General features: G+C 60.5%; 22 protein-coding genes and 4 tRNA genes. 19 read left to right on the top strand and 7 right to left on the bottom strand.

Features of this window, described 5'->3' with window-relative positions; translation table 11 throughout:
- The first annotated feature begins 17 nt into the window (after window positions 1-17).
- The 8 genes from tolA (at window position 18) to C8C92_RS09185 (ending at window position 4,672) form a co-directional block, all read left to right on the top strand.
- Window positions 18-1,031, top strand: coding sequence for a cell envelope integrity protein TolA (gene tolA, locus C8C92_RS09215; RefSeq protein WP_116743598.1), 1,014 nt, complete (start codon window positions 18-20; stop codon window positions 1,029-1,031).
- The gene (tolB, locus tag C8C92_RS09210) at window positions 1,028-2,305 is read left to right on the top strand and encodes a Tol-Pal system beta propeller repeat protein TolB (RefSeq protein WP_099760126.1); all 1,278 of its coding nucleotides are present in this window, start codon (window positions 1,028-1,030) and stop codon (window positions 2,303-2,305) included. Before tolA ends, tolB begins: the two co-directional genes overlap by 4 nt.
- A gap of 43 nt (window positions 2,306-2,348) precedes the next feature.
- Entirely contained in the window at window positions 2,349-2,870 is a 522-nt protein-coding gene (gene pal / locus C8C92_RS09205; RefSeq protein ID WP_096234468.1) for a peptidoglycan-associated lipoprotein Pal, read from the top strand.
- Window positions 2,871-3,005: 135 nt separating this feature from the next.
- Window positions 3,006-3,764: a tol-pal system protein YbgF gene (gene ybgF, locus C8C92_RS09200; protein ID WP_099760127.1), complete on the top strand. Its 759-nt coding sequence runs from the start codon at window positions 3,006-3,008 to the stop codon at window positions 3,762-3,764.
- A gap of 67 nt (window positions 3,765-3,831) precedes the next feature.
- Window positions 3,832-3,907: transfer RNA gene (locus tag C8C92_RS09195), tRNA-Lys, on the top strand.
- Between the two features lie 89 nt (window positions 3,908-3,996).
- Window positions 3,997-4,072 (top strand) — tRNA-Lys (locus C8C92_RS09190).
- Window positions 4,073-4,218: 146 nt separating this feature from the next.
- Window positions 4,219-4,422: a stability determinant gene (locus C8C92_RS27430; protein WP_143451697.1), complete on the top strand. Its 204-nt coding sequence runs from the start codon at window positions 4,219-4,221 to the stop codon at window positions 4,420-4,422.
- A complete protein-coding gene (locus C8C92_RS09185; RefSeq protein WP_116743597.1) occupies window positions 4,397-4,672 on the top strand; it encodes a type II toxin-antitoxin system RelE/ParE family toxin in 276 nt (91 codons plus the stop codon). Before C8C92_RS27430 ends, C8C92_RS09185 begins: the two co-directional genes overlap by 26 nt.
- A 32-nt stretch (window positions 4,673-4,704) precedes the next feature.
- Here C8C92_RS09185 and C8C92_RS09180 read toward each other — a convergent pair whose 3' ends face one another.
- Together C8C92_RS09180 and C8C92_RS09175 are read right to left on the bottom strand one after the other, a co-directional pair.
- The gene (locus C8C92_RS09180) at window positions 4,705-5,835 is read right to left on the bottom strand and encodes an acyltransferase (protein WP_099760129.1); all 1,131 of its coding nucleotides are present in this window, start codon (window positions 5,833-5,835) and stop codon (window positions 4,705-4,707) included.
- A gap of 122 nt (window positions 5,836-5,957) precedes the next feature.
- Window positions 5,958-6,299: a helix-turn-helix domain-containing protein gene (locus tag C8C92_RS09175; RefSeq protein ID WP_099764232.1), complete on the bottom strand. Its 342-nt coding sequence runs from the start codon at window positions 6,297-6,299 to the stop codon at window positions 5,958-5,960.
- 105 nt (window positions 6,300-6,404) lie between these two features.
- Here C8C92_RS09175 and C8C92_RS09170 point away from each other — a divergent pair, with 105 nt between their 5' ends.
- On the top strand, window positions 6,405-7,493 hold the full coding sequence (locus tag C8C92_RS09170) for an NADH:flavin oxidoreductase/NADH oxidase (RefSeq protein ID WP_099760130.1): 1,089 nt from the start codon (window positions 6,405-6,407) through the stop codon (window positions 7,491-7,493).
- Here the strand turns inward: C8C92_RS09170 and C8C92_RS09165 are convergent.
- Both C8C92_RS09165 and C8C92_RS09160 read right to left on the bottom strand, forming a co-directional pair.
- A complete protein-coding gene (locus C8C92_RS09165; protein WP_243420156.1) occupies window positions 7,487-8,986 on the bottom strand; it encodes an MDR family MFS transporter in 1,500 nt (499 codons plus the stop codon). The two genes, C8C92_RS09170 and C8C92_RS09165, sit on opposite strands and share 7 nt — an antisense overlap.
- The gene (locus C8C92_RS09160) at window positions 8,983-9,441 is read right to left on the bottom strand and encodes a MarR family transcriptional regulator (protein WP_116743596.1); all 459 of its coding nucleotides are present in this window, start codon (window positions 9,439-9,441) and stop codon (window positions 8,983-8,985) included. Before C8C92_RS09160 ends, C8C92_RS09165 begins: the two co-directional genes overlap by 4 nt.
- A gap of 118 nt (window positions 9,442-9,559) precedes the next feature.
- Here C8C92_RS09160 and C8C92_RS09155 point away from each other — a divergent pair.
- From C8C92_RS09155 to C8C92_RS09140, 4 genes are all read left to right on the top strand, one after another.
- Window positions 9,560-9,635, top strand: a tRNA-Lys gene (locus C8C92_RS09155).
- Between the two features lie 81 nt (window positions 9,636-9,716).
- Window positions 9,717-9,792, top strand: a tRNA-Lys gene (locus tag C8C92_RS09150).
- Between the two features lie 1,027 nt (window positions 9,793-10,819).
- Window positions 10,820-12,919, top strand: coding sequence for an N-6 DNA methylase (locus tag C8C92_RS09145; protein ID WP_116743595.1), 2,100 nt, complete (start codon window positions 10,820-10,822; stop codon window positions 12,917-12,919).
- The gene (locus tag C8C92_RS09140; RefSeq protein WP_116745896.1) at window positions 12,916-13,998 is read left to right on the top strand and encodes a restriction endonuclease subunit S; all 1,083 of its coding nucleotides are present in this window, start codon (window positions 12,916-12,918) and stop codon (window positions 13,996-13,998) included. The genes C8C92_RS09145 and C8C92_RS09140 overlap by 4 nt, the downstream gene beginning before the upstream one ends.
- A 225-nt stretch (window positions 13,999-14,223) precedes the next feature.
- Here the strand turns inward: C8C92_RS09140 and C8C92_RS09135 are convergent, their stop codons facing one another.
- Window positions 14,224-15,027, bottom strand: coding sequence for a helix-turn-helix transcriptional regulator (locus tag C8C92_RS09135; protein WP_116745895.1), 804 nt, complete (start codon window positions 15,025-15,027; stop codon window positions 14,224-14,226).
- A gap of 66 nt (window positions 15,028-15,093) precedes the next feature.
- On the opposite strand from C8C92_RS09135, the gene C8C92_RS09130 reads away from it, so the two are divergent.
- The gene (locus C8C92_RS09130; protein ID WP_116743594.1) at window positions 15,094-15,348 is read left to right on the top strand and encodes a hypothetical protein; all 255 of its coding nucleotides are present in this window, start codon (window positions 15,094-15,096) and stop codon (window positions 15,346-15,348) included.
- A 70-nt stretch (window positions 15,349-15,418) separates the two neighbouring features.
- Window positions 15,419-16,024 (top strand): YigZ family protein, encoded by a 606-nt coding sequence (locus tag C8C92_RS09125; RefSeq protein WP_116745894.1) that lies wholly within the window; start codon window positions 15,419-15,421, stop codon window positions 16,022-16,024.
- A gap of 3 nt (window positions 16,025-16,027) precedes the next feature.
- Here C8C92_RS09125 and C8C92_RS09120 read toward each other — a convergent pair whose 3' ends face one another.
- Both C8C92_RS09120 and C8C92_RS09115 read right to left on the bottom strand, forming a co-directional pair.
- On the bottom strand, window positions 16,028-16,417 hold the full coding sequence (locus tag C8C92_RS09120; RefSeq protein WP_116743593.1) for a hypothetical protein: 390 nt from the start codon (window positions 16,415-16,417) through the stop codon (window positions 16,028-16,030).
- A 13-nt stretch (window positions 16,418-16,430) separates the two neighbouring features.
- Window positions 16,431-16,808, bottom strand: a complete 378-nt coding sequence (locus C8C92_RS09115) for a nuclear transport factor 2 family protein (RefSeq protein ID WP_116743592.1) — start codon at window positions 16,806-16,808, stop codon at window positions 16,431-16,433.
- Between the two features lie 276 nt (window positions 16,809-17,084).
- Between C8C92_RS09115 and C8C92_RS09110 the strand changes: the two genes are divergently transcribed.
- The 4 genes from C8C92_RS09110 (at window position 17,085) to C8C92_RS09095 (ending at window position 22,973) form a co-directional block, all read left to right on the top strand.
- Complete coding sequence (locus C8C92_RS09110) at window positions 17,085-18,485, top strand: cation:dicarboxylase symporter family transporter (protein WP_116743591.1); 1,401 nt, start codon at window positions 17,085-17,087, stop codon at window positions 18,483-18,485.
- An 80-nt stretch (window positions 18,486-18,565) separates the two neighbouring features.
- The gene (locus C8C92_RS09105) at window positions 18,566-19,330 is read left to right on the top strand and encodes a histidine phosphatase family protein (protein WP_116743590.1); all 765 of its coding nucleotides are present in this window, start codon (window positions 18,566-18,568) and stop codon (window positions 19,328-19,330) included.
- Between the two features lie 194 nt (window positions 19,331-19,524).
- A complete protein-coding gene (locus C8C92_RS09100; protein ID WP_243420155.1) occupies window positions 19,525-22,032 on the top strand; it encodes a TonB-dependent receptor in 2,508 nt (835 codons plus the stop codon).
- Between the two features lie 17 nt (window positions 22,033-22,049).
- Window positions 22,050-22,973, top strand: a complete 924-nt coding sequence (locus C8C92_RS09095) for an S-adenosyl-l-methionine hydroxide adenosyltransferase family protein (protein WP_116743589.1) — start codon at window positions 22,050-22,052, stop codon at window positions 22,971-22,973.
- Window positions 22,974-23,185 lie beyond the last annotated feature (212 nt).

Below are 23,185 nucleotides of genomic sequence, written 5' to 3'. Positions count from 1 at the left end.
TTTAGATAGACTAGACTTTGCAGACCAAACAAATCGACCATGTACTCGGCAAGCCTTACAGCGTGCCGCGCGAACGCAGCCGCTGGCCCTCGCTGGGCCTGGCGCTGGCGATGCACCTTGGCCTGCTGTTTTTCCTGTGGGTGGGCGTACACTGGCAAAATACGGAACCTGTCGCCGTCGAAGCGGAAGTGTGGGACCTGAAAGTGCAGACGGCCGCGCCGCCGCCCGAGGTGGCGACGGAACCGGAGCCGACACCGGCGCCGCCGCCGCAACCGCAAGTGGAGCAGCCGGCCCCGCCGCCACCGCCGCCGGTGGCAGCGCCCGAGCCGAAGGTTGACCTGCGCGAGGCGGAGATCGCCCTGGAACGCAAGAAGGCCAAGCTGAAAGAAGAAAAAGAGAAAGCGGCAGCGGAAGAACGCCGCAAGCAGGAATTGAAGGAACGCGAAGAAGAAAAGCGCGAACTGGAAAAACAGAAGCAGAAAGAAAAAGACAAGGCTGACAAGCTGGAAAAAGAAAAAGCCGACAAGCTGGAGAAAGCCAAGGAAGCCAAAGAAAAAGCGGCGGAAGAAAAAGCCGAGAAAGAACTGGCCGATAAAAAAGCCGCGGCCGAAAAAGCCGCCAAGGCGAAAAAAGCGGCAGCAGAAAATGCCGCCGCCGAGAAAGTGCGTTCCGATGCCATGAAACGGATGATGGCGCAGGCAGGCAATGGCACAACGGGCACGGCCGCGAAAGCGACCGCGCCACGCAAGGACAGCGGCTATGTCGCTGCCCTGACGAGCAAGATCAAGAGCAATATCGCGTACAGCGGTAGCACGGACGTGCCGGGCAACCCGCGCGCCGTGTTCAAGATCGAGCAACTGCCAACTGGGGAAATTATTTCGGTCCGAAAGATTAAAAGCAGCGGTCTGCCGGCGTATGACAGCTCGGTGGAAAACGCCATTAATAAATCGTCGCCACTGCCGAAGAAAAAAGACGGCACCGTGGAACGCGAGATTGAACTCATATTCGAGATGAAGGATTTGCCTAAATGATGATCATGAAAAAAATGAGCTATGTCGTGCTCTGTGCCGGCCTGATGCTGGGAGCCTCCGGCGCCCAGGCGCAGCTGCGCGTGGAGATTACAGGGATCGGCAGCAACCAGATCCCGGTGGCTGTCGCCAGCTTCGTCAATGAATCGGCGGCGCCGCAATCGCTGTCCGGCATCATCAAGGCCGACCTGGCGCGCAGCGGCGTGTTCAAGCTGATCGACGCCGATGCGCCCGTATCGGAAACGGCGCCCGTCAGCTACGACCAATGGAAGTCGCGCGGCGCCGACGCACTGGCGGCTGGCAGCGTGCAAAGCATGGCCGATGGACGCCTGGACGTGCGCTACAAGCTGTTCGACACCATCAAGGGCGCGCAGATTTCCAGCATGAACAATGCTGCCGCGCCGCAGTTCAACCGCCTGCTGGCGCACAAAATCGCCGATGACATCTATGAGAAACTGACGGGTGTCAAAGGCGCGTTTGCCACGCGCATCGCTTACGTCACGCAATCGGGCCGCGAATACCGCCTGGAAATCGCCGACGCCGATGGCGAAGGCATCCAGGTCGCCCTGCGCTCGAACGAGCCGATCATTTCGCCGTCGTGGTCGCCGGATGGTACCAAGGTGGCGTATGTCTCGTTTGAAAAGAAAAAACCCATCGTTTACGTGCAAAACCTGGTGACGCGCCAGCGCACCATCGTGTCGAATGAAAAAGGCAGCAATTCGGCGCCCAGCTGGAGCCCGGACGGTTCGCGCCTGGCCGTGGCCCTGTCGCGCGATGGCCATACCCAGGTCTATACCGTCAATGCCGATGGCAGCGGCTTGCGCCGCGTCAGCAGCAGCAGCGGCATCGATACGGAACCCCAATTCTCGGCCGATGGCCAAAGCATTTACTTCACCAGCGATCGCAGCGGCGGACCACAGATCTACCGCATGTCGGTTGGCGGTGGCGACGCCAAGCGCGTGACGTTTGGCGGCTCCTACAACATCAGCCCGCGGATTTCGTCCGACGGGAAGACTCTCGCTTATATTTCCCGTCGCGACGGCAATTTCCAGCTCTACGCGCTCGACCTGGCTAGTGGCCAGGAACTGCGCCTGTCGGACACCGCCAACGACGAATCACCGAGCTTTTCGCCCAACGGGAAATATATCATGTACGCGACCGAATCCGGACGACGCAAGTCGCTGGCAGTGGTATCGGTGGATGGCCGCGTCAAACAGCGTTTGACTACGCAAGCTGGCAATATCAAGGAGCCCACCTGGGGTCCTTTTATGAAGTAAATGCTGTACAGTTTCACCTTTAACCATGACCCGGAGAATAAAAATGAGTAACTTTAAAAGCTTGGCTTTCATCGCCGCTACCGCAGCCCTGCTGTCCGCCTGCAGCACCCCAGTCAAAGTCGCAGAAACCCCAGTGGTTGAGCGCGCTCCTGAAAAAGTCGTCGCTCCAGTTGACACCCGTCAAGTTCAGCCAGTAACGACCGCATCGGTCGATCCACTGGACGATCCAAAAGGCGTGCTGGCTAACCGCAGCATCTACTTCGACTTCGACAAATACGTCGTACGCGAAGCAGACACCGCAGTTGTGCAAAACCACGCTGGCTACCTGGTGAAAACGCCTAGCCGCAAGATCCTGATCCAAGGTAACACCGATGAACGCGGTGGCGCTGAGTACAACCTGGCCCTGGGCCAGAAACGTGCTGAAGCCGTGCGCAAATCGATGGCCGCCCTGGGCGTGCCAGAAGGCCAAATGGAAGCCGTGTCGCTGGGCAAAGAAAAGCCTAAAGCTCAAGGCAGCAACGAAGCAGCATGGGCAGAAAACCGCCGCGCTGACATCGTTTATTGATGTTCACGGGTGAGCGCCGCAGCATTGACGCTTACCTAACTGGCCAGTCATAGGCATAATAATGGGGCGCAGCGCGGTGATTCACCGCCCGGCGCCCCGTTTGCATGTTTTGCGTAACCTTTGAAAGCCCGACCCATGATGACATTCTCGAAAGCCGGCGTCGCCGCCGCCTTGATGGCCGCGTTTGCCTACCTGCCCCTGCACGCCAACGCCGCCCTGTTCGACGACGACGAAGCGCGCAAGGCCATCCTGGAGCTGCGCGCCAAGGTGGACGCCATGGCACGCGACCTGAACAGCCGCATCGACACCAAGGCGGACAAGACCAGCACCTTGAGCCTGCTCAACCAGCACGACCAGACCATGCAAGAGATCGCCCGCCTGCGCGGCCAGATCGAAGTGCTGGGCAACGACCTGACGAATGTACAAAAACGCCAGAAGGATTTCTACACCGACATCGACGCGCGCCTGCGCAAGCTCGAGCCGCGCCAGGTCACCATCGATGGCCAGGAAGCGGCCGTGGGCGTCTCCGAGCAAAGCGCGTACGAGTCCGCATTCGGCCTGTTCAAGTCCGGCGACTACAAGGGCGCCGTCACGGCCCTGGACGCCTTCGTGAAACGCTATCCGGAATCGGCCTACGCGGCCAACGCGCAATACTGGCTGGGCAACGCCTATTACGCCCAGCGCGACTGCAAGAGCGCCATCACGGCCCAGCAGGCAGTGCTGAAACACTATCCGGACAGCCCGAAAGCGCCCGACGCCATGCTCAACATCGCCAGCTGCTACACGGAGCTGAAAGACAAGCCGAACGCGACCAAGACCCTGAACGCCCTGATCTCGCGCTACCCGGACTCCAGCGCGGCACAAGCGGCCAAGGAACGGGGCGGCAAAAAGTAAAACGGGGGAAAAAGTTGCCCGTTAGGTTTGACAGAATCCCGGGCACCCCCTATAATCTTCCTTCTTCGGGTCGTTAGCTCAGCTGGTAGAGCAGCGGACTTTTAATCCGTTGGTCGCAGGTTCGAATCCCGCACGGCCTACCACGAATACGCAGTACTGATCTGCTTGCGAGTTGTACCAGCAAGCATTTTTTTACAGCACAGTGTTACCGAAGTTGTTGTAAAAAGTTTTTGGGTCGTTAGCTCAGCTGGTAGAGCAGCGGACTTTTAATCCGTTGGTCGCAGGTTCGAATCCCGCACGGCCTACCAAATACTATGAAGAAGCCAACCGTTCGCGGTTGGCTTTTTTGTTTTCAGCAGCATCACTTGCACGGGATGCCCCCACCCCTGACACAAATCAAACGCCTTATCACCTGCAATACAACTTTGTCGGACTGCCGTATAATCAGACCATCATGAACGCCACCCCATCCTCGACCCCGTCCGAATTTGCGACAACGGAAGCTGCCGAAACCTATGAGCACTGGTTTCGCGCAAAGGTGCTGGCGTCGCTCAATGATGACAGGCCTGCCGCACCGCACGAGACAGTCATGCTGCAACTGAGAAAAATCGTCACGCCGCAGACTGACGGACATGCTGCCGATTCAATGGAAGGTTGAAGCGCAGGAAGATTTGACCGCGATACTCACGTATATCGCGCAGCGCAACCGGCCGGCGGCGTTGCAGCTTTACAATGACATCGACCACGCCATCTCCCGACTTCCCTGCCACCCTTACCTATACCGGCCCGGAAGAGTTTCAGGTACGCGCGAAATGCTTGCCCACCCAAACTATGTCGTCGTGTATCGCGTTGAAGCAAGCGCGATAGAAATTCTTGCCTTCATGCATACACGGCAACTATATCCTTAAGCCCCTTCTCCCGGCATATCGGAAACCAATCCTTAACGCGACACCAACGCCGGCCGCCCCGCCAGATGTGCCACCACACCGCCCATCACCCGCCCCAGCGGCACCTCCACCCAGCGGTAAAACGCCGCCCCGGCCGCCAGGCTGGCGCCCCAGGCCGTCAGCATGCCCAGCGCCTGCCACTCCGGTTCGAGCGGCACATACGTGATAAATAATGCATTGACCAGCAGGCTGACGGGAAAGTGCACGAGGAATACGGCATACGAGATGCGCCCCAGGACGTTGATGATGCGCCAGGCGCGGCCCTGCGAAGGCGTGCGGGCGCGGCCGAACAGGAACAGGGCGCAGGCGACGATTAGGGCCAAGGCGATGCGGCTGCGGTAGTCGACGGCCAGGGCCAGCAGGACGGGCACGGCGGCCATGACCATGAGCGCGGTCATGACACCGGGCTTGCGCCTGGGGTCGCTGGCCCACCAGGCCATGAGTCCCAGGCCATAGCTGCCGAAGAAATACGGCGCCCAGTTGTCCCAGTCCGCGTCGAGATTGAAATACAGCAAGGAAAAGGTGATGCCCACGGTGACGGCCAATGGCATCAGCCAGTGCCCGCGCCGCTGGCCCGCCAGGCGGCCGCCCAGCCACAGCAGCGATACCGTCAGCAGGTACAGCTGGAAATCGATGGCCACGTACCAGGCGCCGGCCGACAGCGATTCATAGCCCAGCACGCCGTGCAGCAGCAAGGCATGGGCGCTCAACTGGCCCAGGGTGACGGCGGCCGACATGGAGTCGTGCAGCATCCAGATGCCAGCCACAGGCGTGATGATGGCGGCGAGCAAGGTGGCGGCCAGGAAAGGCGGCGCCAGCTTGGCATAGCGGCGCCAGATGGCTTGCAAGGGGCTGGAGATGCCGGGATGGCCGGCGGGCGAGAGGGATTTGGCGACCAGAAAGCCGCCGATGACGAGAAACACTTGCACGGCGATGCGCGCGCTGCCGCCCAGCCAGTCCAGCAACTCGGGCCACAGGGGGCGCACGTAGTCGGACATGGGGCCGTAAAACGCCAGGTGGTGCAACACGATCAATTGCGCCGCGCCCGCCTTTAAACCATTGATCCAGCCAAACTGCGGACGATTTTCCAGGTCCGTCTGTACTACCACTGCTGCTGCCGTCATTCCCATCCCTTGCCATGCCAGGTAGTGTCGCCAGCCCATCGCGCAACAGGCGCGCGGCCGAGGATTTACCGAAAGGCCGACATGATAGCCGAGCCTGGCAAATGGCGGGGCACGGCAGGCGGCTAAGCCGCCGGTTTTTCCGCCTCCGGCGCCGCGGGCGCCAAAGGCTGCTGCGCCAAAATGGCATCGAGCAAGCCGGGGAAACGGCTCTCGATATCGGCGCGGCGCAAGGTATTCATGTGCGTCGTGCCCGCGTTTTCCGTGTAGACCAGGCCCGCTTCGCGCAAGACCTTGAAATGGTGGGAAACGGTCGACTTCGGCCGCCCGCCGTCGAGGTCGCCGCAGGCGGCCGCGTCCACTCTGGCCAGGTGGCGCACGATGTCGAGGCGGATGGAATCGCTCAAGGCATACAGCACTCTTTCGAGCACGAATTCGCTGGCGGGAGGATGTTTGTGTGGACGCATGAGCAGAATCATACAGCATGCGCTATACTAATTCCATTATTCGAATATTTACGAACTACCGAATCAGCATTTCCCTATCTACCACCAACACACACAAAGGCCACCATGTCCGCCCTCTTCCAACCCTACACCCTCAAAGACATCACCCTGCGCAACCGCATCGCCGTGCCACCCATGTGCCAATACATGGCCGTCGATGGCCAGGCCAACGACTGGCATCTGTCGCATTACGCAGGCATGGCGCGCGGCGGCGCGGGGCTGGTGATCGTCGAAGCGACGGCCGTGGCGCCGGAAGGCCGCATCACGCCCGGCTGCACGGGCATCTGGAACGATGATCTGGCACAAGCCTTCGTACCCGTCGTGAAAGCCATCAAGGCGGCCGGCTCCGTGCCCGGCATCCAGATCGCCCACGCGGGCCGCAAGGCCAGCGCCAATCGCCCATGGGAAGGCGACGACCATATCGCTGAAGGCGACGCGCGCGGCTGGCAAACCATCGCCCCGTCCGCCATCGCCTTTGGCGGCGGCCTGCCGAAAGTGCCACGCGCCATGGACCTCGACGATATCGCCCGCGTGCAACAGAACTTCGTCGACGCAGCCGTGCGCGCGCGCGAAGTGGGCTTCGAATGGCTGGAACTGCACTTCGCCCACGGTTACCTGGCGCAAAGCTTTTTCTCGTCCCACGCGAACCAGCGCGACGATATCTATGGCGGCAGCGTGGAAAACCGCAGCCGCTTTTTGCTGGAAACATTGAAAGCCGTGCGTGCCGTATGGCCCGAGCACCTGCCGCTGACGATCCGCTTCGGCGTGCTGGAATTTGACGGCCGCGACGAGCAAACCCTGCTCGAATCGATCGGCCTGGTGCGCCAATTCAAGGATGCCGGCATGGATATGCTCAGCGTCAGCATGGGCTTCACGATTCCCGACGTCTCGATTCCGTGGGGGCCGGCCTTCATGGGCCCGATTGCCGAGCGCGTGCGCACGGAGGCGGGCGTGCCCGTCTCGTCCGCCTGGGGCTTCGGCACGCCAGCGATTGCCGAGCGCGTCGTCAAGGAAGAACAGCTGGACGTGGTCATGGTCGGCAAGGCGCACCTGGCCAATCCGCACTGGGCATACTTTGCCGCCAAGGAACTCGGCGTGGAACGCGCCTCGTGGACCCTGCCGGCGCCGTACGCGCACTGGCTCGAGCGCTATTGATCATCGTTGAGCGTTGCCGGATGCCCCTCCAGGGGCAGTTCCGGCAGGAACAGCAGGAAGACCAGCCCCACTAGCAGCAGCACGGCGCCGGCGCCAAACACGCTGGCGATCGCATGGCGGTAGACTTCCACAGTATGCAACTGCGGCGCCTGGTCCGCGTGCGCGCCCAGCGCCGAGACGGCTTCCACGCCATGCTGGTGCAGCTGATGCGCCAGGATGGCGCCGGACGCCGTCACGCCCAGCAAGCCGCCCAATGAGCGGAAAAAGGCCAGCATGGCCGTGCCCACGCCCCGGCGCGCCAGCGGCAAGGCATTTTGCACGGCTATCGTCATGTTCGGCATCACCAGTCCCAGCCCCGTGCCGAGGAGGAAGATGGCCGGCTCGATGATCCAGTAACCGCGCGACGTTGCCATGGCCCAGGCCAGCACGGCAAACGCCAGCACTGCCACGCCCAATCCCGCCACCTGCACCATCTTGTACTTGCCCGAGCGCGACAGCACGCGGCCGTTGAACATCGACGACACCACCAACCCCACCATCATGGCCACCGTCATCACGCCCGACTCCGCCGGACTGGTGCCCATCACCAGCTGGAAGAACAGGGGAAAGAAGACGCTGGCGCCCATCAAGCCCATGAAGGTCATGGCCATTACCAGGCTGGCGATATTGAAGGTGCGGTTTTCGAACAGGTCGGGCGGCAGCACGGGTTCATCCACGCGGCTCACGTGGACCGCCAGCCAGATACCCAGCAGCACGGCAATGCCGCCGCACACCTTGATGGCCAAGGAATCCCACGGCCACTCCGTGCCGCCCAGCGCCAGCACCAGCAGGGCCGCCGTGATGGCGCCCGTCAGCAAGGCAGACCCCAGGTAGTCGATCTGGTGCGCATGCGGGCGCGCGGGTTTGCGCATGGCGCGCGCAATGATGACAAAGGCGGCCGCGCCGATGGGCAGGTTGACATAGAAAATCCAGTGCCACGACAAGGCATCCGTGATGACGCCGCCCAGCACGGGCCCCAGCACGCTGGTGACGGCATACACGATGGGCACCATGCCTTGCCGCTTGCCCCGTTCGGCCGGCGGCACGATGTCGCCGATGATGATTTGCGCCAGCGGCATGAAGCCGCCCGCACCCAGGCCCTGGATGGCGCGGAATATGATCAGTTCCGTCATATTCTGCGCCAACCCGCACAGCACGGAACCGAGCAAAAAGGTCAGCAGGGCCGTGAAGATCATCGGGCGGCGGCCGTACTGGTCGGCCAGCTTGCCGTACAGGGGCATGGTGGCCGTCGAGGCCAGCACATACGCCGTCACCACCCACGACAGATGCGCCATGCCGCCCAGGTCATCGACGATGCGCGGCAAGGCCGTGGCAACGATGCTCTGGTCCAGCGCACCCAAGCCCAGCACGGCCATCAGGCCCAGATAGATGGCGCGCACTTCGCGTTCGGTGACGGGTTTTACGGCATCGGAAGCTTGACCGTGGCCGCTCATGCCTGGCCTATCTCAAGCAGCGGCTGCATGGCGGCGGCCAGCGCATCGATCTGCTGCGGAGTCAGACGGGCGATGCGCCGCGCCAGCGCATCGCGGCGGCGCGCGCGCAAGGTCTCGAGCACGGTCAGCCCTTGCGCGGACACCTGCAGGCCAGAGCGGCGCCGGTCTTGCGGATCGGGCGCGCTGCGCTCGACCAGCCCCGCTTCTTCGAGCGACTTGACTTGCGCGCTGACGGTCGGCCCGCGCACATTCTGCAGCCGCGCCAGCGCGGCCACGCCGATGCCCGGTTGCTCGTGAATCAGCGCCAGCAGCATGTATTGCATCATCGACACACTGCCTTCCAGCTCGCCCCCTTCGCGCTGCATGGAACGCAGCAGGCGCTTGAAGGCAGTACGCAATTCATCGGACAGCGCCAGCGCGCGTGCGGGGATGGGCAGGTCTTCGGTAGTGGACATAGGAATATATAAGTAGGTAGGCTATCTACCAATATTATGCCCTACCCGGACACCATGCAAGGTTTTTCCATCCGCGCCCTTCCCAAAACCGCCTTTGGCCGTCATAATAGCCGCCCTTGGGTCGTTAGCTCAGCTGGTAGAGCAGCGGACTTTTAATCCGTTGGTCGCAGGTTCGAATCCCGCACGGCCTACCAAGAATTTGTGGTTCGTTTGCAAGTCTTCATGGCAAGCACGCACCGCACAGTGTTACCGCAGTTCAGTTGTAAAAAGTTTTTGGGTCGTTAGCTCAGCTGGTAGAGCAGCGGACTTTTAATCCGTTGGTCGCAGGTTCGAATCCCGCACGGCCTACCAAATACTTCAGAAAAGCCCACGAATTTCGGTTCGTGGGCTTTTTGCTATTCTGCTCCATCTCTGGTCGCTTCGGTAGACCTCCCGCCTCTCCTTGCTCTCAGGGTCAGCGGACTTTTTCTCTCATCAGGCAGATCCAAACCTGCCTTGGGACAGGGAAAATGGCACGGCTTGACTACCTGACCAATCGCTCCGAATGGGGTCCGGTAATCTTTTCGAGCATTCCCTCGTCTTTCGCCGGCTGCAACCTCTAAGCCGCGCGTTCTGCTTCAGACGCTATGACCACAGTTCCTTGCCTACTCGTCTGCACTCATACGACCGGAAAACTATATTTACCCTGAAGGCAACTACTCTCATACACTGAGATATGGCAAACTTCCGCCTTCGGCCAGTACCTGCCGTACAGCGTACGTTTTTTTGGGAAATAGCAGACATTCAAAAAGCCAGGCGTGCTCTGCACGCAGTCAAACAGGCTACACCAGTAGATCGGCCTTTTCAGGTCTTGGACCGATGATCTGAGTCAATCAGCAATGCACCGGACACTTACCGTTAATTTCGACGCAGTGTGCATTGGCTTCGGGGTATTTCAGTTGCTTAATAATTAATGTGACGACTATCTCATTTTCTCCACGCTTCTCAGAAGGTCGGCCGGCACTCAATACCGGCGATCAGCCCGGGGCGTTTGCCTAAAGCTTGATTGGTTTCTGCTGAGCACCATGCCAATTTGCGATACCATACGCCTGACAACCCCGCAGTCGGAATGCAAAGAAGAGAGATGCAGCTAGCTCCAAAAATAATGGGTTTGGGATGCAGACCAACCCGAGAACGCTGCGCATCCCACAAACAGTTACCGCGGCTAGAAACAGGACTTCTAGAGCAGTCTTGCTCAGCTTGCGCGAGTCGCACTAGCAACCTTCGGGACAAGATTTCAAGTCAAAAAATCGTCGAATATACGAGCAACAATGCCTATCAGCGGTGGTCTTTTGCTTTGACAAGACTATTAACATAGAAACAAAAATCAGAGGATGGAATGGCTAAGTCGGAAAAAGAATTCGAAGCACGTAAAGACACAACGGGTGGCGGAAACAAATTGAAGGTGCTGACGAATAAGAAAAACGAGAACAAGAACGAGAAGGGAACCGATCAATTTGTGCGCGACCTTCTGCGCGAAATTGGAGAAACAAGACCTTGGGAGCAAGAAGGCGGCCCTGAGTGGAAGCGCAAGGCACTTGCGGGCGGTTCCAAGACGAAGGCAGGTAAGGGCGAGGGAAAGCCAGAATTTGTGTTCGTCGTCGATGGATTCATCGTTATTATCGAAGACAAGAAGGAAACCCGCTTTGCACGCTTTCTCAAAGAAGGCCAAGTGGCCACAGACTTCCCGCACAGAGAGAATTACGCGCTCAACGGCGCGCTTCATTATGCGCTGGTGATGTTGCGCAATGGAGCGCCGCATAAAAAAGGCATCTTCGCTGTCGGCATCGGCGGCGACGAGCGACACCATGAAATCGCAGTGGCATACGTTGCGCCCGGTCAGATCAAGTTGCTCGACGATCTAGACAACCTTGATGTCTTCGGGGCTGATGCGGTTTCCGAATACCACTCGGTCGCAGTGCTCGGGAACAAGCCGCAAGCGGAAGTCCGGTTAGACACCGTGAAAACAGCCGCTTCTAAGTTGCATGAGGGAATGCGCAACTATGGTTCAGTTGAGAATCATCGCAAAGCCCCACTCGTGTCTGCAATTTTGCTAGCTTTAGAAAAGCCTGGCTTCGACGTCGACGATCTGAAAGGTCTATATGACGAAAAGCTGCCGGACGACTGGGATGGGGCCAAAATTTACAAGGCAGCCCATGATTACATGATCTCGAAGGGATTTGGGCCGCAGCAAAAGATCGGCACATTGCTAGACCAATTTTCTTTCATCAACCAGTCTATTCCGCTGAACCGCACGCGTGATGATCTAGGAATGAGCCCGCTCAAGTGGTTCACGCAGATACTCAAGACGGAGGTCCAAAAAGTCGTCACCGATCCATCAATGGTTTCTTTCGATGTGCTCGGCAATTTCTACCATGAGTTCATTTCATACGGCGGCGGCGACGGCAACACGTTGGGCATCGTGCTTACGCCGGAGCACGTTACGTCGCTGATGGTCGACCTTATCGACGTCCGTTCTGGCGATTGGGTGCTTGACCCTGCGGCAGGCACAGCATCGTTCCTTATCGCCGCGATGCACCGAATGTTCAAAGATGCCGGCGACAACGAGACGACGAGAAATGACATTCGCAAGAATCGGCTCCATGGAATAGAACTGCAGGATAAACTGTTTGCCATCGGCACAACGAACATGATTTTGCGCGGCGACGGCAAGGCGAACTTCCGCCGAGATTCGATTTTCGAAGCCCCGATGCACGAGATGCGCGGCGATAAATTCGACGACAAAGGCAACTTGGTGCTGGGGCATGGATTCACAAAGGTGCTTTTGAATCCTCCATATTCGCAGGCGAAAGACGGGACTACGCGCCATCTGTCGGAGTTAGCTTTCATTGAAAAAGCGTTGTCGTTCCTAAACCCGGGCGGGCGGCTTGCAGCGATCGTTCCTCAATCGGCAATGGTCGGCAAAACCACAGAAGACAAGAGCCGCAAGGCGTCGATTCTGTCAAAGCATTCGCTTGATGCGGTAATCACGATGAACAACGCAACATTCGCGGATTCAGGGGTTTCAGTGCATCCTGTGATCGCGCTATTCACAGCAGGCAGGGCGCATTCAAAAGACGCAAAGGTCAAGTTCATAAATTTCCAAAACGACGGATACAAAGTCCAGAAAAACCGCGGGCTCACCGATGATGGAACGGCGTCATCTCGACGCAAGCATTTGCTCGAAGTCTTGCGAGGCGACACGGTCGATGACACGAGTTTTATCGTCCGCTCGGAGATAACGGCGGCAGATGAATGGCAGCACTCGTATTTCTACTTCAATGACCAGCCACCGTCGGTTGAAGACTTCATGACTACTATTGCAGACTACCTTGCGTGGCAAGTCGATATGCATGCTCACGGTTATGGCGATCTCATCGATCCGGCCAAATCACATTCTGTTGCCAATTCATCTGATGACAAGGCGGAATGCGCATGAACATATACAACAGTCTAACCTTCGCACCGGTATATGTTGTAAGCGTAGAGGGACAGCAAGAAGGGCTGTTCCATGCGTATAAGGGCAAGCGCCTAAACGCGGCAGACAGACTTCCGGGTCAGACGCTGTTTGTCGGCGGTTCGCGGGTGAACAACAGTATCACTGATTTCGCAGATACGCCTCTGTTGTTCCCGGGCGGATGGCTGACCCTGATTTACGACGGCGACGGCGGGACCGGTCACGCAAAATACCAACCTGCTCCGTTTAGCGCATCGGATGTTATTATCGCATTAAAGCCGCTGTGCGACTCGGCCAAAGAGCCCGCCTTGTTGTTGATCGCGAGTATGCTCACACAGCAATGTGTTCCCAAGTTCGGCTACGGCTACAAACTGACACTGAGTCGGCTTGGCCGCCAGAAAATCATGGTCCCAGTGACAACCAATTCCGCTGGCGAGCAGGTTGTTGATTGGGACGGCTTGACGCGTCTTGGTGAAAAGCTGATGGATGATGTTAAGAAACGCGTGCAGACCGTTCGAAAGTCAGTTCCAACAGACAGCACTGTACTGCCTGAGTTGAGTTACGCACCTAAGCTGATCACCGATGTTTTTGAATCAATGCGCGCGGCCGGCAAGTGGTTTGATCTCAGCAAAGCAATCACATCCGGCACTCCATCGGTACCTTATGTTGCACGTTCAGGCGGCGGAAACGGAATTGGGACGTTTCTACCGCATCAAGGCATCGATCCGCCCAACACAGGGAATGCAATCACAATAGGGGTTTCAACGTCTACTGTGTTCTATCAGCCAAAGGCCTTCTACTCGAGCAAGGAAATACAAGTTCTTCGGCACCACAAACTTTCAGACGACAACGGATTGATTCTCGTCGCACTGCTGCGCGAGCAGATGAGCAAGTTCCGATGGGGCAACGGAGCATCCCTGGAGCGCCTAAAAGCAACCCGGATCATGGTACCAGTGATGACCGATACCGGAGGAAAGCAAGTCATTGATTGGGATGGGATGAGTCGCTACGGCCGTGCTCTTCGTACGTTAACGGAGCGCAAGATAAGCTCCGTGCTGTAACCCTTTGCGGTTTTTTTGAGAATCCATAAAAGGTAGGCGGCAAGCCAACTCGAAATTTCTTGAGCTGCAGTTTATTACTGGGTCAACTGACTGCTTATGGTCTATTGCGTTGAAAAATCCAGTTGAGCACGCGGAGTGCCGGGGTCACAGAGTGCCGGGTTCAGGTCCGGCATTCATACACGATTTCAGCCTTGGCCGTCTCTATCTGCAGCAAGTTGCACTTTATCAAACACCGATATTGCTCGATTCACTGCCATGCCCTTCCCCATATCTACCCGGCGTCACGCCCATCACCCGCTTGAACATGGCGATGAAGGCGCTGACGTTGTCGTAGCCCAGGTCCAGTGCAATCGTCGTGACCGGCTGGCCGGCGGCCAATAATTCCAGGGCGCGCAGGATGCGGGCGCGCTGGCGCCAGGCGGAGGGGGTAAAGCCGGTCTCGATCGTGAAACGGCGCGCCAGGGTGCGCGGGGATACGCCAGCCCAGGCGGCCAGCGCTTCCACGCCCCGCTCGTCGGCCAGGTCATCGAGCACGGCGCGCGCCACGCGCAGCAGGCGCGGGTCCGTGGGCAAGGGCAAGCCGAAGGATTCGTGCGGCGCGGCGGCGATCTCGTCGAGGATCACGCCCGCCACGCGGGCTTGCCGCACGTCCAGCGCGCCCTCGTCCCAAGTGCTGGCGCGGGCCACCGCCTCGCGCAGCAAGCCCGAGACGCGCATCACGCAAGGCGCGGCGGGCAAGCCGCCGCAACTGGCCTCGTCCACATACACGCTCCAGCCCGCAAACGGGCCGTGCGAGCGCAGCGCATGGACGTGATGGGGCGGCATCCACACGCAGTGGCTGGCCGGCACCACCCACTGCCCGCTGTCGGCGGCAACGGAGAGCAAGCCACGCATGGCGCCGAACAGCTGGCCGCTGGCATGGTGGTGCGCCGCCGTCACCCGTTCCTGCGGCTGGGCAATGCGCAGGGCGCGCAGCGGCGACGACGACGATGCTGCAAAAATTGGCGGATTTGACGTATCGAATGACATAAACACCGCAGGCAAGACAATCTAGCCATCATACAGTGAAGTCTTTCCAACCTTCAGGAGTTCACCATGCGTGCAGAAGACGTATTAGCCGATCAACAAAACCAGGGCCAGTTCAATGGCGTCACCGTGCGCAAGGGCACGGTGGGCGCCTTCCTCGCCAATGCCAGGCTATGGCTGGACGACGCCAGCAGCATCGACGAAAAGGCCGTCGCCGAGCGCGACATTGTCGACGCCTTGCCAGCCCTGCACGCGCTGGGACTGTTCGATATCCTGCAAGTGCGCGACACGGCGCTGCGCAAACTGGTGGCCGCGGCCGCGTGAACGGGGGGACTGACTCGTGCCCGGCGCGCATTTCCTCTATCATGCTGCTTTGCCCGCCTTCGCACCCGCCATGCCGTTTACCATTGCCACTCCCGTCCACAGCGAACTGATCATCAAGAAAAGCCGTTTCATCGGTTGCGTGCAGCCGATGACGGACCGCGCCAGCGCGCAGCAGGTGGTCCATGACTTGAAGGCGCAGCATCCGGGCGCCTGCCATGTGTGCTGGGCCCTGCTGGCGGGTGGGCAGTCGGCGGCCGTCGATGATGGAGAACCGAGCGGCACAGCCGGGCGGCCCATGCTCGACGTGCTGCGCCACCAGGACCTGGAAGGCGTGCTGGCGACTGTCGTGCGCTACTTTGGCGGGATCAAGCTGGGTGCGGGCGGCCTCGTGCGCGCCTACACGGACAGCGTGGCGCAAGCGTTGTTGCAGGCGGAAAAAACGGCCATCGTGCGCCAGCGCAGCCTGCGCTGCACGGTGCCATATGCGATGGAAGGCATGCTGCGGCGCGAACTCGATGGCGCCGGCGCCACCTTGCTGAACGTGGAACACGGCGACGCCGTGCTGTTCGACTTCAGCCTGGCGGAAACGGCGGCCACCGCCCTGCTGGCGCATCTGCATGAGGCGGGCAATGGGCGGATAGCCTGGCTAAAAGTTGAAGCCGAAGAGGAAGAGTAAAACCTACAGGTCGCGCGGCCGCTTAATCTGCAGCAAAATGAAATGTATCCACGCCAGCGCCGGCAACACCAGCAACAGCAGCATTAATCCGGCCGGCATGTCCGGCACGAAACGCACGAAGCAGGCAAGAAAAGCGGCGATGGCCAGCCAGAAGCGCCAGTTGAACGCATAGGCCTTGCGCGCCACCGTCGCCAGCGCAATGCGCCAGAATTCCAGCAAGACCCACACGCCACCCGTCAGCAGCAGAGCGGCCAGGGCATGGTCTCCGGGGGCGTCGGCCCAGGTGCGCACCAGGTTGTACAGCAGCACCGGATAGCCGGCCGTGACGGCCAGGGTGGCTGGGCCGGCGGCGATGACAGCTTCAAACAGCTGCCCTTTGGAACGATGATCCACTAAACCTTGCTCCTCAAGCCACGACGCCCGAATGGGCGGCGGTCACTTGCAGCGCGCCGGCCGCGTCCTGCGTCCAGACGCGCGTAAAACGGAAGTCGCCATGCGTTTCCACGTCGTGATAACTGCCCGTCAGCTGCATGCGCACGGAGACCACGGCCACGTGGCCGTTGATGCGCACATGGCGCTCGGAGGCGCGCAAGTCCGTGATGGTCAGCAGGCGCTGCTCGTGCGCTGCCAGGTCCGCATGCTTGCTCAGCAAGTGCCCCAGGTGATTGGTAAACAACAAGTCATCGGCCAGCAACACATTCAATACAGCCACGTCGGAGGCCATCATGGCCAGGCGCAAGCGCTCTTCCGCATCGAGTACTTGGGCTTCCGTTAAAGCATTCATCTTTTTCCTTAAAATAGTACGCCAGATTAGCAAACGAACAAACGTGCAATGCTGGCATGAAATCTTCCTTTTCACAATCATCCGGCAGACCTATTCCTGCGCTTATGCCTGTGAAGCATATTTATATAGCGTAATATTCGCAGCGGTATTGCGCAAAACGCCACCATAGTACTGTACAGTGTTTGCCCTTCCGCCCCGGGCTGGGGCAGCTGTCAGTGGTAGTACAGTTTTATGTGCTGCGTGCAGTCTCGAATAAAACCAAGATAAGGCCCCTTCATGGCAATTAACATCATTCTGAACCTGCTCGTAGCGTTGCTCGTCTTCGCCTTCATGTTCCAGCAGCAACGCAAACACGCGACGTTTACCGTGCGCGTCTTTACGGGCCTGGGCCTGGGCGTGCTGCTCGGTGCGGCCGTGCAAGCGCTGTATGGCGCGGGTTCGCCCATCATCGCGGGCACCAATGAATACATCGACATCGTCGGCAGCGGCTATGTCAAACTGCTGCAAATGATCATCATGCCGCTGATTATGGTCTCCATCATTTCCGCTATTCTAAAACTCAAGGATGCGAGTTCCCTGGGCAAGATCAGCGCGCTGACCATCGGCACCCTGCTCATTACCACCACGATCGCCGCCGCGCTGGGCATTTTGATGGCCAAGCTGTTCGGCCTGACGGCCGTCGGCCTGACCTCGAGCGCGGCCGAAGTGGCGCGTGGCGTGCAGCTGCAAGGCTCGCTGGAAACGGCAAAAGCCCTGTCCTTGCCGAAACTGCTGGTCAGCTTCGTGCCGACCAACCCCTTCCTCGACATGACGGGCGCGCGCAAGACGTCGACCATCGCCGTCGTCGTGTTCTCCATCTTCATCGGCATCTCGGCCACGGGCATCGCGGCGAAAAAACCGGAAATCTTCGCTTCCTTCGAAAGCTTCATGAAAGTGGCGCACGCCATCGTCATGCGCATGGTCACCCTGGTGCTGCGCCTGACGCCGTACGGTGTGTTTGCGCTGATGTTTGAAGTGGTGGCCTCGTCGAGCTACACGGACATTTTAAAGTTGATCAACTTCGTCGTCGCCTCGTACAGCGCGCTGATATTGATGTTCCTCGTGCACCTGGCCATCATCGCCGGCGTGGGCCTGAACCCGCTGCGCTTCGTGAAAAAAGTCTTCCCCGTGCTGGCTTTCGCGTTCACGTCGCGCACGAGCGCCGGTTCGATCCCGATGAGCGTGCAGACGCAAACCCAGCGCCTGGGCACGCCGGAAGGCATCGCCAACTTCGCCGCCTCGTTCGGCTCGACCATCGGCCAGAACGGCTGCGCCGGCATCTATCCAGCCATGCTGGCCGTGATGATCGCCCCTACCGTCGGCGTCGACCCGTTCACCGTCAGCTTCCTGCTGCCCTTGCTGGCCATCATCACCATCGGTTCCGTCGGCGTGGCCGGCGTGGGCGGCGGCGCCACGTTTGCCGCGCTGATCGTGCTGTCGGCCATGGACTTGCCCGTCGCACTGGCAGGCTTGCTGATTTCCGTCGAACCGCTGATCGACATGGGCCGTACGGCCCTGAACGTCAGCGGCTCGATCACGGCCGGCACCGTCACCAGCCGGGTCATGGGACAGACCGACCTGGCCGTCTACAACAGCGACGACGCGCCCGACTTGGACGAAGCGGAACACGCCGCCTAAGAAGCCATCCACCGGCGCGCCGCGCCTTGCCGCTTTCGTCTATATTTATTCACAATAAATACAGAGGAAGGCGCAAGGCGATGGAACAGAAATGGCCGCAGCAAATCTGGATCGTGCGTCACGGCCAAAGTGCCGGCAACGTGGCGCGCGATGCAGCCGAAGCGGAAAAACAGTTATTGATCGCCATCGCCGAGCGCGATGTCGACGTCCCCCTCTCCGAGCTTGGCGCGCACCAGGCGCACGCCCTGGGTGACTGGTTCGCCACCCTCCCCTCTGAACAACAACCGACCGTCGTGCTGTATTCGCCCTACGTGCGGGCGCAGCAGACGGCGCAAGCCGTGCTGGCGCGCCTCGATGCGGACAGCCTGAACTCCGTGGTGGCCGACGAGCGCCTGCGCGAAAAGGAATTCGGCATTCTCGACCGCCTGACCGTGCACGGCATCGCCAGCAAGTACCCGGAACTGTACGAACAGCGCCAGCACGTCGGCAAATTTTACTTCCGCCCACCGGGCGGCGAAAGCTGGTGCGACGTCATCCTGCGCCTGCGCAGCGTGCTCGACACCATCACCCGCGAATACCGGGGCGAACGGGTGCTGATCGTCGGCCACCAGGTCATCGTCAACTGCTTGCGCTACCTGCTGGAACGCTGCGACGAGCACGCCATCCTGGCCATCGACAAGGCGGCCGACGTGCCCAACTGCGGCATCACCTCGTATGCCTTCAACCCCGCCCTGGGCAGGCACGGCAAGCTGCAGCTGGACCTGTGCAACTTCGTCGCGCCGCTGGAAGCGGCCGGCACCCCCGTCACGGCCCAGCCCGACATGCCGGCCGCGCCCAAATCCTGATCCTTCGGAGGCCTGCGTGGACGCTATCGACAGCACGCCTTGCCTACATCACGCCTTCCCTGCTGCGTTCCTGGCGGCATAAAAACAACAGCATAAGCATATCCAGAAAGAATCGTTAGCGCCGGCGGGCGCCTCCCTTAAGCTCATGGCAACTGTTTCCACACCGACACTAATCGAGCCCAAAGGACCACGCCGTGCATCCGCGCCACTTCTATCCTGTATCTGCCACTCCCGCCACGCCGCTGCGCGCCATCGTGCTGGCCTGCGCCATGCTGGGCGCACCGTCCGCCTGGGCACAAGATGCGCAAGCTACCACCGGCAGCGCCAATGAAACGGCCAGCGCCAGCATCGACCAAGTCACCGTCGTCGGCTCGCGCGCGCGCAACCGTACCGTCTTCGACAGCAGCGTGCCCATCGACCGTTTCGGCGCGCGCGAAGTGAGCAATGCGCTGTCGACTGGCGACGTGGGCGCGGCCCTGCAAAACCTGTCGCCGTCGATCAACTTCCCCCGCATCGAGTCGAGCGGCGCGTCGGATTCCGTGCGCGGCATCCAGCTGCGGGGCCTCGCGCCCGACCAGGTGCTGGTGCTGATCAACGGCAAGCGCCGCCACACGAGCGCCGTGCTGGACACGGAAAGCAGCTTTGCCGGCACCGTACCGGTCGACATCAACGCCATTCCGCCGAACGCCATCGACCACATCGAAATCCTGCGCGACGGCGCCGGCGCCCAGTACGGCAGCGATGCCGTGGCGGGCGTGATCAACATCGTGCTGAAAAAGGCGCGCACGGGCGGCGCCGCCTCCGTCAGCTATGGCACCAACCACACGCATTTCGACCCGACCGATCGAACCCTGACGGATGGCCAGACCGTCATCGTCAACGCCGACTATGGCGTGCCGCTGGGCGAGGCCGGATTCTTCCGCTTCGGCGCGGAAACGCGGCGCCGCTCGCCCACGGAACGGGCCGGCCCCAGCGACGCGGGCTGGACTTCCTACAACTTCACGCCGGCTGACCAGGCGCTCGACGGCAAGGTGGTGTTCAAGTCGGGCGACTCGCGCCAGCGCAACAACTACCTGTTCTACAACACCCAGCTCACCCTCGCGAATGGCCTGGATCTGTACTCGTTTGCCACCCTCAACGAGCGCAAATCCGACGGCAGCGCCTACTTCCGCTATCCGGGCGACCCGTCGAATGTGCCGGCCCTGTATCCGAACGGCTACCGCCCCGTCACCAACGGCGACAAGCGCGACCTCAGCATCGTGGCCGGCGTGCGCGGCAGCACGGGCGAGTGGAACTGGGACGCCAGCGCGCGCCACGGCAGCGACCGCTTTGACTACGGCGTGAGCCACTCCGTCAACGCTTCGCTGGGCGCGGCCAGCCCCACGCGTTTCAAGCTGGCCGGCTTCGACTTCCGCCAGAACGCCTTGAACCTGGATGCCACGCGCAGCATCGACATCGGTTTGCCCGCCCCTTTGAGCCTGGCGGTGGGCGCCGAATGGATGCGCGAAACCTACACCAGCTCGGCCGGCGACCCCGCTTCGTATGCGGCCGGCAATTTTACCGACGCGCCACCGGGCGCGCAGGCGGGACCGGGCTTGCGCCCATCGGACGCCTACGACGGCAGCCGGCAAATCCGCTCCGTGTATGCGGACGTGGAAAGCGACCTCACGCCGCGCCTGCTGGTAGGCGCCGCCGCCCGCTATTCTGATTACAGCGACTTTGGCAGCGCCAGCACGGGCAAGCTGTCGACGCGCTATAAAGTAACCGACACCTTTCTCGTGCGCGGTTCGCTGTCGAACAGCTTCCGCGCACCGGCCCTCGTGCAGACGGGTTTCCGCTTCGCCACACTGAACTTCAACGCCGATGGCACGGCCCTGCAAACATCGGCCCTGCTGCCGGCCAGCGACCCGCTGGCGCGCAGCTTCGGCGCGCAACAGCTGAAACCGGAAAAGTCGACCAACGTCTCCCTGGGCCTGGCCTGGAAACCGGCGGCCGCCACCAGCGTGACGGTGGACGCCTATGTGATCCGCATCCGCGACCGCATCACGCGCTCGAGCGATTTGCAGAGCGACGCCGTCACCGCCTACCTGGCCGCGAATGGCCGCAGCGACATCCAGTCCGTGGCCTACCTGGCCAACCTGCTCGACACACGCACAAAGGGCCTGGACGTGGTGCTGAACCACGACCTGGCGTTCACGTCAGGCAAGCTGAACCTGAACGCGGCGCTGAACATGAACAAGACCAGCCTCGACAAGGTACGCCAGAGTTCCGCCGCGCTGTCCAATATCGATCCAAGTCTGACCCTGCTGACGGAGACGAGTTTGTTCCGCATCAAACATGCGTCCCCGAACAGCAAATTGATACTCGGCGCCGACTGGCAGACGGCTGGCTGGGGCGTGCAGGCGCGCGCCACGCGCTTCGGCGAGCTGAAAGATTTCTCGTACGACAGCGATGCGCCCCTGATCGACGGCATCCCCGCACAGCGCTTCGGCGCCGTCTGGTCGCTGGACCTGGAAGGTCAATTGAAACTCAGCAAGCAATTGACGGTGAGCGTGGGCGGCAACAACATCCTCGACCGCTATCCGCAGCGCGTGCGTGAAACGAATAACGCCACGTATGGCGGCGCCCTGCCCTACAATTTCATCAACCCCATCGGCGTGAACGGCGCGTATTTCTACGCCAAGCTCAGCTACACGTTTTAACGTTACGGAAAGAACCCATGATCATCAAGAAAATTTTCCACCTCGTCGCCGGCGCCTGCCTGAGCGCCCTCCTGCTGTCGCCCGCCCAGGCTGCCGCACCGCTGGTACTGATGACGGACTTCGGCACGGCCGACGGCGCCGTGTCTGCCATGCATGGCGTCGCCTATGGCGTCGACCCCAAGCTCACTATCTCGGACCTCACGCACCAGATTCCCGACTACGACATCTGGCTGGGCGCCTACCGCCTGTACCAGACGGCCAATTACTGGCCGCAAGGCACGGTGTTTGTTTCCGTCATCGATCCGGGCGTGGGTACCAACCGCAAGTCGGTGGTGCTGAAAACCAAGGGTGGCCGCTACTTCGTGGGGCCGGACAATGGCCTGTTCACGCTGATCGCCGAGCGCGATGGCGTGGCCGAATTGCGTGAAATCGATGAGAAGGTCAACCGCCTGGCGGGATCCGCCGAGTCGTACACCTTCCATGGCCGCGACGTGTACGCGTATGTCGGTGCGCGCCTGGCGTCCGGCGCCATCAGCTATGAACAGGTGGGCCCGCCATTGCCGAGCGAATCCGTGGTGAAGATCGCCTATCAAAAACCTGTCCGCGACGGCAATACCATCCGCGGCATCGTGCCCGTGCTGGATGTGAAATATGGCAATGTGTGGACGAATATTCCGAAATCGCTGCTCGACGAATTACAGGTGAAACTGCATGACCCGCTGCAAGTGCGCATCTTGCACAAGGGCAAGCAAGTGGCCAAGGTCACGGCGCCCTTCGAGCACACGTTTGGCGGCGTCGCCAAGGGCAAGCCCCTGGTCTACCTGAACAGCCTGCTCGACGTCGCTATCGCCATCAGCCAGGGTGACTTTGCCGCCCAACACCACGTCGCCTCGGGCGTGGATTGGGAGGTGGAAGTGAGCAAGGCCCCTGCCGCTAAATAAATGTCATTACGCGGCCAGGGCATCCTGCCCTGGCCCAACTGGCCATATCCATTGCGGGTTTGCGCTACGTCAAACCCAGCGCTCTGCCCGCCCCCGCCAGCACCAGGCTTGTGCAAGTCCAGTGAACCTGTGCCGGCCCACCCGCTCTAAACCTTGCAAGCGATGCCAGCCATGTTTCAGATACGCAATCTGGCGAGGCATGCGTTTCCACG

This window comes from Janthinobacterium sp. 78, assembly GCF_003096775.1.
Classification (GTDB): Bacteria; Pseudomonadota; Gammaproteobacteria; order Burkholderiales; family Burkholderiaceae_D; genus Janthinobacterium; species Janthinobacterium tructae.
This window is presented reverse-complemented; position numbering and strand designations above follow the sequence as displayed.

Coding starts and splice junctions, on each gene's coding strand:
- tolB (WP_099760126.1), top strand. CDS start 1,028: ATGATGATCATGAAAAAAATGAGCTATGTCGTGCTCTGTGCCGGCCTG.
- pal (WP_096234468.1), top strand. CDS start 2,349: ATGAGTAACTTTAAAAGCTTGGCTTTCATCGCCGCTACCGCAGCCCTG.
- ybgF (WP_099760127.1), top strand. CDS start 3,006: ATGATGACATTCTCGAAAGCCGGCGTCGCCGCCGCCTTGATGGCCGCG.
- C8C92_RS27430 (WP_143451697.1), top strand. CDS start 4,219: ATGAACGCCACCCCATCCTCGACCCCGTCCGAATTTGCGACAACGGAA.
- C8C92_RS09185 (WP_116743597.1), top strand. CDS start 4,397: ATGCTGCCGATTCAATGGAAGGTTGAAGCGCAGGAAGATTTGACCGCG.
- C8C92_RS09180 (WP_099760129.1), bottom strand. CDS start 5,835: ATGACGGCAGCAGCAGTGGTAGTACAGACGGACCTGGAAAATCGTCCG.
- C8C92_RS09175 (WP_099764232.1), bottom strand. CDS start 6,299: ATGCGTCCACACAAACATCCTCCCGCCAGCGAATTCGTGCTCGAAAGA.
- C8C92_RS09170 (WP_099760130.1), top strand. CDS start 6,405: ATGTCCGCCCTCTTCCAACCCTACACCCTCAAAGACATCACCCTGCGC.
- C8C92_RS09165 (WP_243420156.1), bottom strand. CDS start 8,986: ATGAGCGGCCACGGTCAAGCTTCCGATGCCGTAAAACCCGTCACCGAA.
- C8C92_RS09160 (WP_116743596.1), bottom strand. CDS start 9,441: ATGTCCACTACCGAAGACCTGCCCATCCCCGCACGCGCGCTGGCGCTG.
- C8C92_RS09145 (WP_116743595.1), top strand. CDS start 10,820: ATGGCTAAGTCGGAAAAAGAATTCGAAGCACGTAAAGACACAACGGGT.
- C8C92_RS09140 (WP_116745896.1), top strand. CDS start 12,916: ATGAACATATACAACAGTCTAACCTTCGCACCGGTATATGTTGTAAGC.
- C8C92_RS09135 (WP_116745895.1), bottom strand. CDS start 15,027: ATGTCATTCGATACGTCAAATCCGCCAATTTTTGCAGCATCGTCGTCG.
- C8C92_RS09130 (WP_116743594.1), top strand. CDS start 15,094: ATGCGTGCAGAAGACGTATTAGCCGATCAACAAAACCAGGGCCAGTTC.
- C8C92_RS09125 (WP_116745894.1), top strand. CDS start 15,419: ATGCCGTTTACCATTGCCACTCCCGTCCACAGCGAACTGATCATCAAG.
- C8C92_RS09115 (WP_116743592.1), bottom strand. CDS start 16,808: ATGAATGCTTTAACGGAAGCCCAAGTACTCGATGCGGAAGAGCGCTTG.
- C8C92_RS09110 (WP_116743591.1), top strand. CDS start 17,085: ATGGCAATTAACATCATTCTGAACCTGCTCGTAGCGTTGCTCGTCTTC.
- C8C92_RS09105 (WP_116743590.1), top strand. CDS start 18,566: ATGGAACAGAAATGGCCGCAGCAAATCTGGATCGTGCGTCACGGCCAA.
- C8C92_RS09095 (WP_116743589.1), top strand. CDS start 22,050: ATGATCATCAAGAAAATTTTCCACCTCGTCGCCGGCGCCTGCCTGAGC.